Source organism: Klebsiella scottii, from assembly GCF_036561945.1.
Taxonomy (GTDB): domain Bacteria; phylum Pseudomonadota; class Gammaproteobacteria; order Enterobacterales; family Enterobacteriaceae; genus Klebsiella; species Klebsiella scottii.
In genome coordinates, this window is the sequence record NZ_JARXNI010000020.1 from 1,310,465 (window position 1) to 1,324,624 (window position 14,160).

A 14,160-nucleotide genomic window follows, 5' to 3' on the forward strand; every position below is an offset into this window, starting at 1 on the left:
ATTACCCCGCGCCGGGTTTTAACTCAGAACTGGATCTCTCCGCCGAAGATCCAGGTTCGTCCGCGGGCGGTGGTATTCACCGACGTGCCCGCCCGGGCGTAATCGACGCTCTGATTCATGCGGTTCAGCGCTTCGGCGTAATCGCGGTTGGTGACGTTCTGCACGCTGAGGCGCAGCTGGACGTTGTCGGTCGCCTGCCAGGTGCTGTAGAGGTCGATGATGGTCGGGATATTCGGCATGTCCTCTTTCGGTACGGTATTGCTGTCGAGGCTGATGCCCTCGGTGCTCAGGCGTTTGGTTTTACCGGTGAATTTGACCAGGCTGCCGACGGTCAGACGCCGGTCGAAGAGGCGGCCGCCGACGTCGAGCGTGGCGTAGCTATCGGGCAGGTCGCTGAGGTCGCTGTAGGCAAAGCTGTAAACCGTGCTGGCAATCGAGGTGGGCTGATCGGTGTGCTGCTTGCTCCATGAGAGGTTCGCATAGGCGAAGCCGATATCATATCCGGCCTCAATTTCGTAACCTGTGGCGGTTACCGTCGAAGGTACGTTGATGTAGATGTTGGCGTTGAAGCTGTCGGATGCGTTATCGATATCCTGACAGAGCCTGCCGTCGTGGCACAGGAAAAAGGATTCGCTGGTGATATAGTTTTTAATCCGCGAGCGGTACGCCAGCGCCTTTAAATGAAAGCTGTCCTGCTCGTGCAGCAGGCCCTGCTTATTGATATTAAAGCCGGCCTCCCAGGTCTCCGCTTTTTCCGGTTTGAGGAACGGGTTCATCGAGGCGCCGCCCTCGTTAGCGAAGAAGACCTCCTGCACGTTTGGCGCGCGGGAAGATCGGCTCCAGCTGACGAAGGGCTGTAGCCACGGGGTGACCTGGGCGGAAAACGTTGCCGATGGATTAACGTCGGTATTATCCAGCTTGAGATGGCTTTCCCCCTGCGGGAAACACTTCTCGTTATCGCCGCAGGCCGGCTTGTAGCCTGTAACCTGGCTGCGGGTGTAGTTAAGGTTGAGATCCAGCTGATAAATATCTTTGTTCAGCGTCAGGCTGCTGTATAAGGACGATATCTTTTGTTTGCCGGCGGGAGCAAAGGCGTTGTGATCGGTTTCAGTATTCTGCACAAAGCGCCGGGTATAGCGGGTATCCATTAATTTCCCGCCGACCTGCAATACGGTAAACAGATCCTCACTCATTTTAAATCGACTGGTGTTGCTAATATCGATAGCGTTGGATTTATTGGTGGTCGAAGAACTGTTGAAGTTATACAGCGATTCCGGCTTGTACGCCTGATTTCCGCGGCTGGTGCTGGCCAGCAGGTTTAATTCCACCAGCTCATTCAGCGGGGCGTAATTATAGCGCAGGGCGTAATCGTCGCTGGTGATGTCGCGACGGGTAAAGCTGTTGCTGTAATTACGGCCGGAAAACTCAATTTTATTGAACTGGTCCGGATTGAAGTTCAGCTTATAAAGCTGGGAGCGGGGCTCCTGGCGCAAATATTTATTATCTTCGCCGATAAAATCTTCGCTGCTGCGCCCGCCGCCGTTTTTATAGGTCGCATAGGTTCGTCTACCGCTGACGCCGACCAGCGCGCCGAGGGCGCCGCCGTTTTCGAAGGTATCGGTCTTACCGGCCACCGCCACCATCCCGGTGCGCCCCAGGCCGTTATCGCCCACCGAGAAGCGGGAAAGTACCCCCGCCTGGCGTCCCTCCCGCAGAACGTCATCGATGCCGATGGTGCGCATATTGGCGCTGCCTGCGAGGGCGTTAACGCCCTGAGAGCCGGCGCTGCTGCCGCGCGTCACGTCAACTTCGGCAAGAAAGTTCGGGTCGAGCGGGACGCCGGCGGCGGTGTTGGCGCCGCCGTGATAGTTGGCGGGCGCCATGCCGAAGTAGGTCTGGGTGACGCCATCGACCATCGTATTCACCCGGCCCAGCCCGTTCATGCCGCGAATATTCACGCTGATCGAACCCTGCAGCGGATCGATTTGCGTATAGGTCCCCGCCATACTGCGCAGCGACGCATCCAGGCTCTGCAAGTTTTTATTTAGCGTACGCGAACTGTAGGCTCCGGGGCGGGTATAGCTCTCCTCAGAGGAGCCGACCTGATTTTTTTCAGCCAGCGGGTTATCGGTAATAGTGAGCGGAGAAAAGACCGATTCCCCCTCATTTTCTGCCGCAAAGGTATGGCCGTGGACAATAATAAGCCCGGCCATAATCCCTTTGGCTATTTGCGATTTTTCCATAATCAATTCCTGTTTTTGTATTTTATCAATGCACCAAATGAACAAAATTACCCCGCGCAGCCGAACGGCTGCGCTACGATAAATTGCTCATAAATAAAAATAAAAGCTCCGCCGCCGCCCGAGAATACTCTCCCCGCAGCGGCCGGTTATTCAGAAATGAATAATCTAAATGACGCTATTTAAGTTTGTTAACCGACCAACGGTTAATACAGGTAACGCTCATTGTTATATTTTTAACAGCCCGAACTCCACCGGTAGCGTGACCTTCTGGACGCCGTTTTTGAGCATCTCTTTTGGCGGCGGCGGCAGCGGTCGCGCGCTTTCAAGCGCAATGAGCGCCGCCCGATCCAGTGACAGAGTGCCGGATGAGGTGACCAGTTTTGTACTAAGTATTTCGCCGCGCTCATCGACGCTGAAGGCGATGACGGCCGTCCCGGTGCGTTTACGCCGCCTTGCATCGTCCGGGTAGTTGCGCATTTTGTTGATTTTGCCCTTTACCAGCGATTCCCAGCTGATTTTACTTTGGCTGATTCTGGCGGCGTCGGTATCCAGCGGTGCCGTATTGCGCTGAGTCCGCGCGGACTGTACCGGCGGGGCGGCCAGGCTGGTGATGGTCGAGTTTCCCTGCTCTTCTTTACGCTCCTGCGACGATTTCTTCTTTCTTTCCGTTTTCTTTTTGCGCTCTTTTTCCGGCGTTGCTGCCGCCAGCTTAAGCTCAGCGTCCTCGTGCTCGCGCAGCTTCGGCAGCTCTTTATTATGGAGCGACTCGCGTTCGGTCATGGCTTCTACCTTGCGCTGCTGGCTGACGCCTGGCGGCAGTTCGGGGCGAATGAAGGAGACCTCAAACTCAGGCGCATATTCAAGCATCACTGCGGCAGGCGTCGACTCGGGCTGGTTGAGGGAAAAATGAAGCATAAACGGCAGCACCAGCGCCGCGTGGAACAGCACGCTGCCGGCGGAGCCCTTTATCCACGGCGCGCGCGAGAGGATCGGTGGCGTGTTCATTGCGATCTTCATTTGGCCGCCGGTACTGACCAGATATAGTCGGCCTGTTTTGCCGTCAGCGTGGTGCCGTCGGTGGTGAGCATCACCACCCGCGGTTTTTCCGCGCCTAAGTCGGCCAGATGCAGGGGCACGCCGGTATCTTTGGCGGCGTGGTAGCCGCCGGCAATCAGCAGCGCCGGGCGCGGCGCTTGAATGAGCTGTTGGGCCATAAAGCGATCGCGATTCTGCTGAATGGCCATCATCGCGGTGACCTGTTCGCCGCTAATTTTGCCGTCGTGCATCAGGTAGATGATCGCCGACAGGGCTTCATGTACCTGCGGGCGGGAAGAGCGTTCTCCGCTCGGGAAAGTGGGGCGTTGGTACAGTTCGTTGACCTGCTGGCGGCTGATATTGGCGGCCAGCAGAGGCCAGGGACCCTCCAGCGCGGTCATCACCAGGTCACGATACAGATCCCAAGGCCAGCCGCTGTTCCAGCGCATCGCTTCCGCCGCACGGGTGGCGCTGACCGACGTTCCGGACGCGCTGGCCTGCTTGACGCGGTTGACCGCATCCTGCTGGCTGATATCGATCATCTCCAGCAGCACGCTGCCCTGGGGGCGGGATTGGTTCAGATTTTTTAGCAGCCACTGCTCAATCTGATGGTGGCGCACGTTGGTGTGCTCTTCGCCGACGATAACTATCGAGGCGTTGCGTATCCTGGCGATAAGCTGCGCCGGCGTCAGGGTGCTGCCGGAGGCCGTATCCACAATACATGCGCACGCTTCCACCGATGCGGCGGCGGGGGCTGATGTCGTCGAGGACGCGCTTTGGCATGCCGCCAGGGCCAGAGCGCTGCTAACAACCAGAGATTTTAACAAGCATTCCATATTAAACATAAATATCCATTTTCTGTTTCATTGATAGCATTTATTTTTATGCTAAAATTTTTCACAGAATTATATGTAACAATGATAATGATTATCAAGATCATTCGCATTATCATTAATGCTCTGGTTTTAACCAAAACGTCGCAGAGAGCGGCAGGAGTCATGCGGAGAAGGGCGGGAGCTGGGGAGCGTCAAACGGCGGGCGGGTTCTCGTCCTTCCCTGGACAGAGATCCGGCGTATTTTTTAGCCATCCGTGGAGCGGCTGACCTCCTCCCAGGCGTCGATCCCGGCGCTCATCTGCTGCAGCTTTTCTTTAACCAACGTCACGGCATCGCTTCCCAGCAGCAGCGACGCCGGAGGGGCCGGATGGTTAATCAGCTCCAGCATCGCCCGCGCCGCCCGGCGCGGATCGCCCGGCTGATGGCCGCTGCGCTGCATTCGCGTTTCGCGAATGGGGCCGAAGCTGCTGTCGTAATCGTCAATACTGCGGGCAGCGCGCACCATTGAGCGCCCGGCCCAGTCGGTTCGAAACGATCCCGGCTGCACCGCCGTCACGGCGATATTAAAGGGCTTAAGCTCTTTGCTTAGCGTTTCAGAAATCCCCTGCAAAGCGAATTTGCTGCCGCAGTAGTAGCTGATGCCGGGCATGGTGATGAATCCCCCCATCGAGGTGATATTCAGAATGTGGCCGGCGCGGCGCGCGCGGAACCAGGGTAAGAAAGCTTTAATTACCGCGACCGCACCAAATACGTTAACGTTGAATTGCGCCACGAGCTCCTCAATCGGCGACTCTTCCATGATGCCCTCGTGGCCGTAGCCGGCGTTATTGACCAGCACGTCAACCGCGCCAATTTCCCGCTCTACGGCCTCAACGAGCGGCGGAATGGCGGCAAAATCGGTGACGTCCAGGACTCTGCCAAAGCACTGGCCCGGCGACAGGGCCTCGAACTGCTGCCGATCTCTCTCGTTTCGTAGCGTTCCGACCACCCGATGCCCCGTGCTGAGCGCCTCTTCGGCCAGCGCCCGGCCAAATCCGCTGCTGACGCCGGTGATGAAAAATAGTTTTGCTGAGTGCATACCAACTCTCCTTCATTAAATTGAGCAGGCAGAATAGGGCCGAACGGCGCTCTGGCGTAGCCCCGATCCTCTTCGGTCTTTGCCTGTTCCTATGAGCCGTCTGGACGCGGCGGGCCGTGAGTGCCACACTTCACCTACGTTCCGGCTTCTTTAACGCAGGCTTTATGACAACTACCGCTGATCGGCAAATGGTGACGCTGCTGGACCACCTGACCCCACAGGAGGGCTACAACCTCACGGTTTTACCTGACGTTCGCTTTTTGCGATCTAACCGACCGCTGCTGCGCACGCCGGTTTTATACGAGCCGGGGATCGTTATTGTGGTGCAGGGAAGAAAGCAGGGGTTTCTTGGGAATGATGTCTATTTGTATGACGCCCGGCATTATCTGATGGTCTCCGTGCCGGTGCCGTTCACCATGGAAACCGACGCCAGCGCCGCCGAGCCGATGCTGGCTATTTACATTCGGCTGGATTTCACCTTAGCGGCAGATCTGCTGCTGGAGCTCGACGGTCGCGGCGCCCCCGTCGTCGCCGCGCCGCGAAGCATGATGTCGAGCCTGATGGATGCGCAGATCGGCGGCTCGGTGTTACGCTTCCTGCAGATTATGTCTTTGCCGCTGGACGCGGAAATGCTCGGGCCGTCGATGCTGCGGGAGATATATTACCGGGTGCTTACCGGCGAGCAGGGGCCGGCGCTGCGCAGCGCCCTGCGGATGCAGGGGCAGTTTGGCAAAGTGGCGAAAGCATTACGAAAAATTCATGCGCAATATGCCGAGAGCCTTGACGTCACCGCCCTGGCGAAAGAGGTCGGAATGAGCGTTCCGACCTTTCACAGCCACTTCAAGGCGGTAACCAACACCTCGCCGATGCAGTACCTGAAATCAACGCGCCTGCATCAGGCCCGGCTGCTGATGCTGCGCAACAACCTGACCGCCTCCGCCGCCGGCGTGCGGGTCGGCTATGAGAGCATTTCTCAGTTCAGCCGCGAGTTTAAGCGCCTTTTTGGCCTGACGCCGGTGCGCGAAGTTGAGCGCATGAAGCACAATTTTTCTCTGCCCGCCCCGGTTACGCCCTCCGCGTTTATCTCATCGCATTGAGCCGTCCGCCGGGGCCGGCACATCGTCATCCTGTAAGATATGCTGGCGCAGCAGCGTCGCCAGGGTAGAAGGATCGCCTCGCTCTATCGCCTCGACCATCGCGAAATGTTCCTGTGAGGACTGGACGATCCTCGCATGCGAGTTCCATTGCCCCAGCGCCGCGGAGGGAACCCGGCTGCGGAGTTCGAAAATCAGTTCAATCATGTCTTTGTTCGAACACGGAGCAAGCAGCGCGCGGTGAAAGGCGAGGTTGGATTCATACTGTTGCAGGATCGTGCCGAACTGAGTGTAGTGGTCAAACAATTCGGCGCACTGGCGCAGGGCGGCTAACTGCGCGGGCTGGATATGCTCCACGATATCGCTGGCCGATGCGCTTTCCAGCACCGCGCGGATGCGCGAAATATTCCTACGCTGCTGCACGTCAGGCGAATAAACATGGTACCCACGATTGGGAACATGCTGCACCAGCCGTTCAATGACCAGCTGATCGAGGGCGCGGCGAACATCGCTGCGCGTACACTCATAGCGCTCAGCCAGCTCGACCTGTTTCAGCCAGGCGCCTGGCTGGAAAACCCCGGTATTAATATCCATCGCCAGCAGGTTGGCAACGTGCACCAGAGTGCTTTTACCTTGCATCATATCCTCAGCTCCTTGTCCTGGTTCCCGCGATTTTTTGCAGCCTGATAATGAACGGTTCCCGGCTTTGGCACCAGTTTAAACCGTCGGTCTATTGGCTTTTGCTCTGACCCAAAGCTGAATTGTGACATGAACCAGATCTTTTGTTAATAAATTGTTTATTAAATTGGCGCCAATTTTGGTTTTGTGTTTGAATCAATTTTGAACAGCCGATCAACGAGAAAACAATTTATGCAACTATCAGTAATTAAAAATGATTCTGAGCATGCCGCCGGGCGTAGCCAGGCGCTTTACTATCGCGGCAGCACGACTATTTTTTCCAGCCGGCACGATCCCCGCTTCCAGTATTGCCTGTACGTTCCGCCCGGATTCGATGGCGACAAAACCGATTATCGCCTGGTCGTGGCGATGCACGGCACCGGCCGTTCGATGGTGCAATACCGGGATGCTTTTACCGAGTTTGCCCGCTATAACCGCTGCGTTGTTCTGGCCCCGCTGTTTCCCGTCGGGCCGCTAGGTGACGGCAATTCACACGGCTTTAAATACATTATTGAGCAGGATATTCGCTATGACCTGGCGCTGCTGGCGATGATCGATGAAGTTAGCGAGCTGCTGGATCGCGACTTTGGCAAGTTTCTGCTGTTCGGCTACTCGGGAGGCGGTCATTTCGCCCATCGCTTCCTTTACATTCACCCGGAAAAGCTGCTGGGAGTCTCCATTGGCGCCCCGGGTTCCGTCACGCTGCTGGACGACAGCAAGGCCTGGTGGCCGGGGGTGCAGAACTTTGAGCAAATCTTTGGCAAACCTCTGGATTATCACGCCTTAAAACAGGTAGCGGTGCAGCTGGTGGTCGGCAAAGTCGATCTCGAAACCTGGGAAATCACCCATCAGCCCGGCGGCCGGTATTATCAGCCGGGATGTAATGATGCCGGTATCACCCGAATCGAACGGAATACCGCGCTGCTCAACAGCCTACGCGAGCACGGCGTGAAAGCTGAACAAGAGATAGTGCCAAACGTCGGCCACGACGGCATGAAAGTGCTGGATCAGGTGAAAGACTTCTTCCTGCGCGTACTGCAGGCAAATCGCTGAGGAGCGAACAACGTGACGCAACCTTTTCCCTTAATCGAAATCTCCGGCACGCCGTACGAGCGGGGCTGCCAGTACGGTGAGCAGGCTAAGGCTCGGATCCACGCCAGCGTGGCCATTTATGGCGACCAGCTGAACGCCCTGCGGATCGGTCAGGAACAGCGTGACCGCCTGATCAATAGCTTCAGCGCCATCATCCGCGAGTTTGATGCGGACTATCTCGACGAAATGCGCGGCATTGCCAGCGCATCCGGCGTTTCGCTGGAAGCGATTGTGATGATCAACGCCCGTACCGAAGTTATCGCTCAGGCGCGTAGCCTGCAGCACTGCCCGACGCCGCATGATGACAACATAAAAGATGGCTGTACCGGCGCGGTGATCCTGCCGCAGCGCAGCCCGCACGGCAAACTGATTCATGGTCAAAACTGGGACTGGCGCGCGGAGTGCGCGGAGAGTTCGGTGGTGGTGAAAATTAAGCGTCAGCAGGGACCGGATGTCCTGACTTTCGTGGAGGCCGGAGGGCTTGGCCGCAGCGGGATGAACAGCGCCGGGATCGCCATCACCGCTAACTATCTGCGGTGTGAGCGCGATTATCAGCAGCAGGGCGTTCCGCTGTCGCTGATCCGGCGTAAAGCGCTGGAACAGCAGCATATGGCGCTGGCGATGAAGGTGGTCGCCACCACGCCAAAGTCGTGCTCTAACAATATGATCCTCAGCACAAAAGAGGGCTTTGCTATCGATTTTGAATGCGCTCCGGACGAAAGCTTCACCCTCTACCCGCAAAATGGCCTGCTGGTGCATGCCAACCACTGGGAGAGCCTGCCCGCGCGCTGCAAAATTCGCGAGGAGGGCGTCGATGCCTCGCCGGATTCGCTGTATCGCGGCTGGCGCGTCCATGAATTACTCAACGCCCATGCAAAACCGGGCGCAGAGGAGATGAAAAACGCCTTTTTCGATGACTTCGGCTCCCCCTATTCCGTATGTCGTCCGCCGCGGCCGGGGTTCAGCAGCGATTTATCCGCCACGGTGGCGATGATCGTGATGACTCCCGCTGAGGGGATGATGGATGTAGTACAGCTTCCGGCACTTAACCGCGACTTCACGCGCTACACGCTCGATTAACAGAGAGATCGCTATGAAAAAATTATTATCAGCTGTTGCCCTGTTACTGCCGGGCATGGTGGCGCAGGCGGCCGATGGCGAAGTTATCCGTTTTGCGCTGAATCAGGATATCCGCAGCAGCCAGCCGGGCGTCAACCGGGACGGAAACACCGATGATGTCCTGATGCACGTGGTGGAAGGCATGGTGGGCTACCGCGAGGACGGTACCGTTGGGCCGATGCTCTCGTCATCGTGGGATGTGAGTAATGAAGGCAAAACCTATACCTTCCATCTGCGCGAAGGGGTGAAGTTTCACAACGGCGACGCCATGACGGCGCAGGACGTGGTGTGGAGCTGGAAGCACTGGAACGACCCGAAAACCCAGTGGCGATGTTTGCGCGAATTTGACGGCAGCGGGTTGATTCATGTTACCGACGTCAGCGCGCCGGATGCGCATACCGTGGTCATGACGCTGGAGAAACCGGTGGCGCTGTTTCTGGACACGCTGGCGCGCACCGATTGCGGCGCTGCCGCGGTTATCAGCTCTAAATCGGTTGCCGCGGACGGAACCTGGATCGCGCCGATCGGCACCGGGCCGTTCAGCTTTGGGGAGTGGAAGCATGGCGAGTACGTTTCATTGAAGCGTTTTGCCGACTACAGCGCGCTGGCGGGGAAAGAGGACGGCTTTGTCGGCGGGAAAAAAGCGCTGGTGGAGGAAGTGCGCTTTATGGCGATCCCCGATGCGGCAACGGTGAAGGCGGGCCTGCAGTCGGGAGCCGTGGATCTGGCGCAGGTGAGCCCGATTGACGGCATCGACCTGAAAAAAGACCCCAATATCTCCCTCGAAGTGGCGCCGAACGCCCAGCGTCACGTGATGCTGATCCAGACCGACGATCCGCTGCTGAAAAACGTCAAGCTTCGTCAGGCGATAGCCTCTGCGCTGGATAGCGAACAGATCGCGCTGGGAACCAGCCAGAATCTGGCGCAGGCGTCCAACTCCAACATTTCCGTGGCCTCCGCGTTCTACAGCAATATCCAAAAGCAGGGCTATAAGTACGATCCGGCCCGCACGGCCCAACTGCTGAAAGAGGCGGGCTATAAAGGCGAGCCGCTGGAGATTATCGCCAACAAGCGCGCCACCGTGCCGAGTTTTGATATGGCCATTATTATCCAGGCGATGCTGCAGGCGGCGGGAATTAACGCCCGCGTCACCACGATGGAGTGGGCGACCCAGCTTGAGCGCTATCAGTCCGGGCGCTATCAGATGATGACCTTCACCTACTCCGCCCGCTTTAACCCGGCGCTGGCCTTCGAGCAGCTGGTGGGGGATAAAACTAAACAGAAACGCAAGGTCTGGGGAGATCCGCAGGCGATCGCTATGACCGATGAGCTGGCAACCGTCGACGATCCGGCGCGGGTCCAGGCCATCACCGATAAGCTGCACCAGCAGATGATTGCTGATGTCCCGCTAATCATCTTTTATCCTGGGCTGGATATTGTCGCGCACCGTAAGGCTATCAGCGGCTATAAATCCTGGCTGGCTGCCGCCGCGCGGCTGTGGAACGTCAGCAAAGCCTGATGAGATAAGGAGACGCGCATGTTGCAGTTTCTGCTTACCCGTATTTTGACCGCTATTCCGACGCTGCTGCTGGTGACCGTGCTGGTCTTTCTGCTGACGCGCATGGTGCCGGGCGACCCGGCCCTGCTGATGCTGGGGGATATGGCGACGGAGTCCAGTCTTGCCGATCTGCGCCATAGCATGGGGCTGGATCAGGGGATAGTGCAGCAGTTCTTTATCTGGTCCGCTAACGTGCTGCACGGCGACTTTGGCCACTCAATTCAGAGCGGTCAGGCGGTGCTGCCTTTGATTCTGCAGCGCTTCGGCGTGACGCTAAGCGTGGTGCTGGTAGCCATTGTTATCGCTTCGCTGCTGGCGGTGCCTGCGGGAATGCTGGCGGCGTGGAAACAGAACTCCTCCCTGGATACCGGGCTGGTGATGTTCTCCACGTTTCTGCTGTCGATCCCGAGCTTCTGGATGGGGCTGCTTATCCTGCTGCTGCTCGGCCTGAAGCTCGGCTGGCTGCCGGTTGTCGGCTACGTCTCATTGAGCGATGACCTGAAGGCGGGGCTGCTGTATCTGCTGATGCCGGTGATGACGCTGGTGCTGGTGGAGATCGGCGCGCTGGTCCGCATGATGCGGGCCAGTACGCTGGAGGTGCTGCGGCTTGATTATGTTTCCCACGCCCGGGCGAAGGGGCTGCGCGAGCGCGCGGTCCTGACGCGCCACGTGTTCCCGAATGCCTTTGGGCCGACGTGGACGCTGATTGGCCTGACGCTCGGCAACCTGCTCAGCGGGGTGGCGGTGACGGAAACGGTCTTCAGCCTGCCGGGGCTCGGCCGCCTGCTGGTGGATGCCATTTATGCCCGCGACTATCCGGTTATTCAGGGATGTATGCTGTTTATCGCCACGCTCTATGTGCTCACCAATCTGCTGATTGATGCGCTCTATCCACTGTTCAATCCGAGGGTTTCTGCGTGAAGAGAAAACATATCGTCCTCGCGCCAAACGCGCTGCTGGGAATAGCGCTGATTGGCACCATCGCGCTGGCCGGCATCGTGGGCTTCTTCTGGACCCCGCAGGACCCGTCGCGGATCAATATTTTGGCGCGCCTGCAGTCCCCGGGAGCGGGTCACCTGCTGGGCACCGACGAATACGGTCGCGACGTGCTGAGTCGCCTGCTGGCCGGAGCCAATGCCAGTATGACTATCTCTCTGGTGACGGTTGGCTTTGCGCTGTTGGTCGGTATTACGCTGGGGCTGATCAGCGGCTACCTGCGCGGCGCGGTGGACCGGCTGATTATGATGCTGACCGATGCGCTGCTGGCCTTTCCCGGCATTCTGCTGGCGCTGGCGCTGTTGAGCATTCTCGGCAACAACCGCTACGGCATTATTCTGTCGCTGGGTCTGGCCTACACCCCCTCGGTGGTGCGCATCGTTCGCGGCACCGTGCTGGGGCTACGCGAGGCGGAGTTTGTCTCCGCGGCGAGGGTCATGGGGCACAATGAATGGGCGATCCTACGCCGTCATATTCTTCCTAATTGCCTGGCGCCCCTGACGGTGCTGGCTACCTCGATGCTGGGCTGGGTATTGATTTCCGAAAGCGCGCTCTCCTTTCTCGGCCTCGGCGTGCCGCCTCCGGAGCCGACGTGGGGCAATATGCTGGCCGCCAGCCGCAGCTATCTCGCCCAGGCGCCGTGGCTTGCGCTCCTGCCGGGCGTCTGTATATCGCTGGCGCTGCTGGGGGTCAACATGCTGGGCGACGCGTTACGTGATTATCTCGATCCGAGGATGCAGTGATGAACAACACAACCGCATTATTGCAGGTCAGCAACCTGCGGGTTAGCGTCGCGGGGCGTGAAGTCGTAAAAGGCATCTCGTTTACGCTCGCTCCCGGCGAAGTGCTGGCGGTGGTCGGGGAGTCCGGCAGCGGTAAAACCCTGGCGATGCGCTCCTTAATTTCGCTGCTGCCGACGGGGGTAACCAGCTTTGCCGATTCGCTAATCTTTGACGGCCACGATCTCAATCACCTCGCCGCGGAGCAGCTGCGCGACCTGCGCGGCGCGGGCATTGGCATGGTTTTTCAGGAGCCAATGACGTCGCTAAATCCGGCTATGACGATTGGCCGTCAGCTTGATGAAGGGCTGGCGTTACACACTCGCCTTAGCGAGCCCGCGCGAAGGGCAAAGATCGTTGCGATGCTGGAGCGCGTCGGTCTGGCTGATGCCGGGAAATTATTAGGCTCTTATCCCCATGAGTTTTCGGGAGGGATGCGTCAGCGGGTGATGATCGCCGCGGTCATGCTGCTTGAGCCGAAACTGATTGTTGCCGACGAGCCGACCACCGCGCTGGACGTGCTGGTACAGCATGAGGTTATGGATCTGATGCTGGGGCTAACCGCCGAAAAGGGCAGCGCCGTGATTCTGATTAGCCACAATCTGTCGATGGTTGCGCGCTATGCATCACGCATTATGGTGATGGAGCAAGGCGAAGTGGTTGAGCAGAACGGCAGCCAGCGGCTGCTGGCCGAACCGCAGCACGCCTATACCCGGCGTCTGCTGGAAGCGCTGCCGGTACGCCAGCCGGCGCCGGACCGCCAGCGCCTGCTGGCGGCGGAAAGCGTCATTGCGCTGACGGACGTCGATATCCGCTACGTAGGACGTAAGTCCTGGTTCCGCCCGGCAAAGGTGACGCACGCGGTAAAAGGGATCAGCTTTAACGTGCGCGCCGGTGAGACGGTGGCGCTGGTCGGCGCGAGCGGTTCCGGTAAAACCACCATCGGCAAGCTTATAGCGGGAATGCTGAAGGCCAGCCAGGGCGTGCTGGCGTTTCGGGGGCGGGCGCTGGATCCAGCGGATAAGGCGCTGATGACCACCTGGCGACGGGAGTGTCAGATGATCCAGCAGGACCCGTTCTCCTCGCTTAACCCGCGGATGCGCGTCGCGCAACTTATTGAAGAGCCGCTGCTGCTGGTGGCGACGATGAACCGCAGCGCTCGCGAACAGCGTGTTCGCGAGGTGCTGGATGAGGTTGGGCTGGGAAGCCTGTTTATGTCCCGCTATCCCCATCAGCTTTCGGGAGGCCAGCGCCAGCGGGTGGCGATTGCGCGGGCGATTGTCCGGCGTCCGGCCTTTATCATTGCCGATGAGCCGACTTCAGCGCTGGATATGACGGTGCAGAAACAAATTCTCGAACTGCTCAAGCGGCTCCAGCAGCATTACGGGTTTGCCTGTTTGTTTATTACGCACGATCTCGGTGCCGTCGAGCAGATAGCGGACAGAGTGCTGGTGATGGAAAAGGGGAGCCTGGTCGAGAGCGGGTGGAGTGATGACGTTCTGGATAATCCTCAGCACCCCTATACGCAGCGGCTGCTAAGCTGCCTGCCGGTTCTTATAGCGCGGGAGCAGGGAGGATACCAGCTGCAGCAGCCGGCGTGAGCGGATTAACGGCCGATATACGAAAAATAGCGGCGGTACTCCGCCGCTATT

The 14,160-nt window shown here is 58.5% G+C and carries 12 protein-coding genes; 7 read left to right on the top strand and 5 right to left on the bottom strand.

Annotated features, from left to right (window positions below):
* Positions 1-23: 23 nt before the first annotated feature.
* The 4 genes from QFI97_RS13850 to QFI97_RS13865 all read right to left on the bottom strand — a co-directional run bounded on the left by QFI97_RS13850 (position 24) and on the right by QFI97_RS13865 (position 5,192).
* Positions 24-2,243, bottom strand: a complete 2,220-nt coding sequence (locus QFI97_RS13850) for a TonB-dependent receptor domain-containing protein (protein ID WP_346431385.1) — start codon at positions 2,241-2,243, stop codon at positions 24-26.
* Between the two features lie 225 nt (positions 2,244-2,468).
* Complete coding sequence (locus QFI97_RS13855) at positions 2,469-3,248, bottom strand: energy transducer TonB (RefSeq protein WP_346431386.1); 780 nt, start codon at positions 3,246-3,248, stop codon at positions 2,469-2,471.
* Between the two features lie 8 nt (positions 3,249-3,256).
* Entirely contained in the window at positions 3,257-4,123 is an 867-nt protein-coding gene (locus QFI97_RS13860) for a ChaN family lipoprotein (protein ID WP_346431387.1), read from the bottom strand.
* 235 nt (positions 4,124-4,358) lie between these two features.
* Entirely contained in the window at positions 4,359-5,192 is an 834-nt protein-coding gene (locus QFI97_RS13865) for an oxidoreductase (RefSeq protein WP_346431388.1), read from the bottom strand.
* Between the two features lie 164 nt (positions 5,193-5,356).
* On the opposite strand from QFI97_RS13865, the gene QFI97_RS13870 reads away from it, so the two are divergent.
* Positions 5,357-6,289 (top strand): AraC family transcriptional regulator, encoded by a 933-nt coding sequence (locus tag QFI97_RS13870; RefSeq protein ID WP_346431389.1) that lies wholly within the window; start codon positions 5,357-5,359, stop codon positions 6,287-6,289.
* Here the strand turns inward: QFI97_RS13870 and QFI97_RS13875 are convergent.
* On the bottom strand, positions 6,278-6,928 hold the full coding sequence (locus QFI97_RS13875) for a GntR family transcriptional regulator (RefSeq protein WP_095103069.1): 651 nt from the start codon (positions 6,926-6,928) through the stop codon (positions 6,278-6,280). The genes QFI97_RS13870 and QFI97_RS13875 overlap by 12 nt on opposite strands.
* A 228-nt stretch (positions 6,929-7,156) precedes the next feature.
* Here QFI97_RS13875 and QFI97_RS13880 point away from each other — a divergent pair, with 228 nt between their 5' ends.
* The 6 genes from QFI97_RS13880 to QFI97_RS13905 are packed head-to-tail and all read left to right on the top strand — an operon-like array spanning position 7,157 to position 14,109.
* Entirely contained in the window at positions 7,157-8,017 is an 861-nt protein-coding gene (locus QFI97_RS13880) for an alpha/beta hydrolase (protein WP_331834340.1), read from the top strand.
* A gap of 12 nt (positions 8,018-8,029) precedes the next feature.
* The gene (locus QFI97_RS13885) at positions 8,030-9,136 is read left to right on the top strand and encodes a C45 family autoproteolytic acyltransferase/hydrolase (RefSeq protein ID WP_346431390.1); all 1,107 of its coding nucleotides are present in this window, start codon (positions 8,030-8,032) and stop codon (positions 9,134-9,136) included.
* Between the two features lie 13 nt (positions 9,137-9,149).
* Entirely contained in the window at positions 9,150-10,694 is a 1,545-nt protein-coding gene (locus QFI97_RS13890) for an ABC transporter substrate-binding protein (protein WP_346431391.1), read from the top strand.
* A gap of 18 nt (positions 10,695-10,712) precedes the next feature.
* A complete protein-coding gene (locus tag QFI97_RS13895) occupies positions 10,713-11,654 on the top strand; it encodes an ABC transporter permease (protein WP_045858579.1) in 942 nt (313 codons plus the stop codon).
* Positions 11,651-12,472: an ABC transporter permease gene (locus QFI97_RS13900; protein WP_346431392.1), complete on the top strand. Its 822-nt coding sequence runs from the start codon at positions 11,651-11,653 to the stop codon at positions 12,470-12,472. Before QFI97_RS13895 ends, QFI97_RS13900 begins: the two co-directional genes overlap by 4 nt.
* Complete coding sequence (locus QFI97_RS13905; RefSeq protein WP_346431393.1) at positions 12,472-14,109, top strand: dipeptide ABC transporter ATP-binding protein; 1,638 nt, start codon at positions 12,472-12,474, stop codon at positions 14,107-14,109. The genes QFI97_RS13900 and QFI97_RS13905 overlap by 1 nt, the downstream gene beginning before the upstream one ends.
* Positions 14,110-14,160 lie beyond the last annotated feature (51 nt).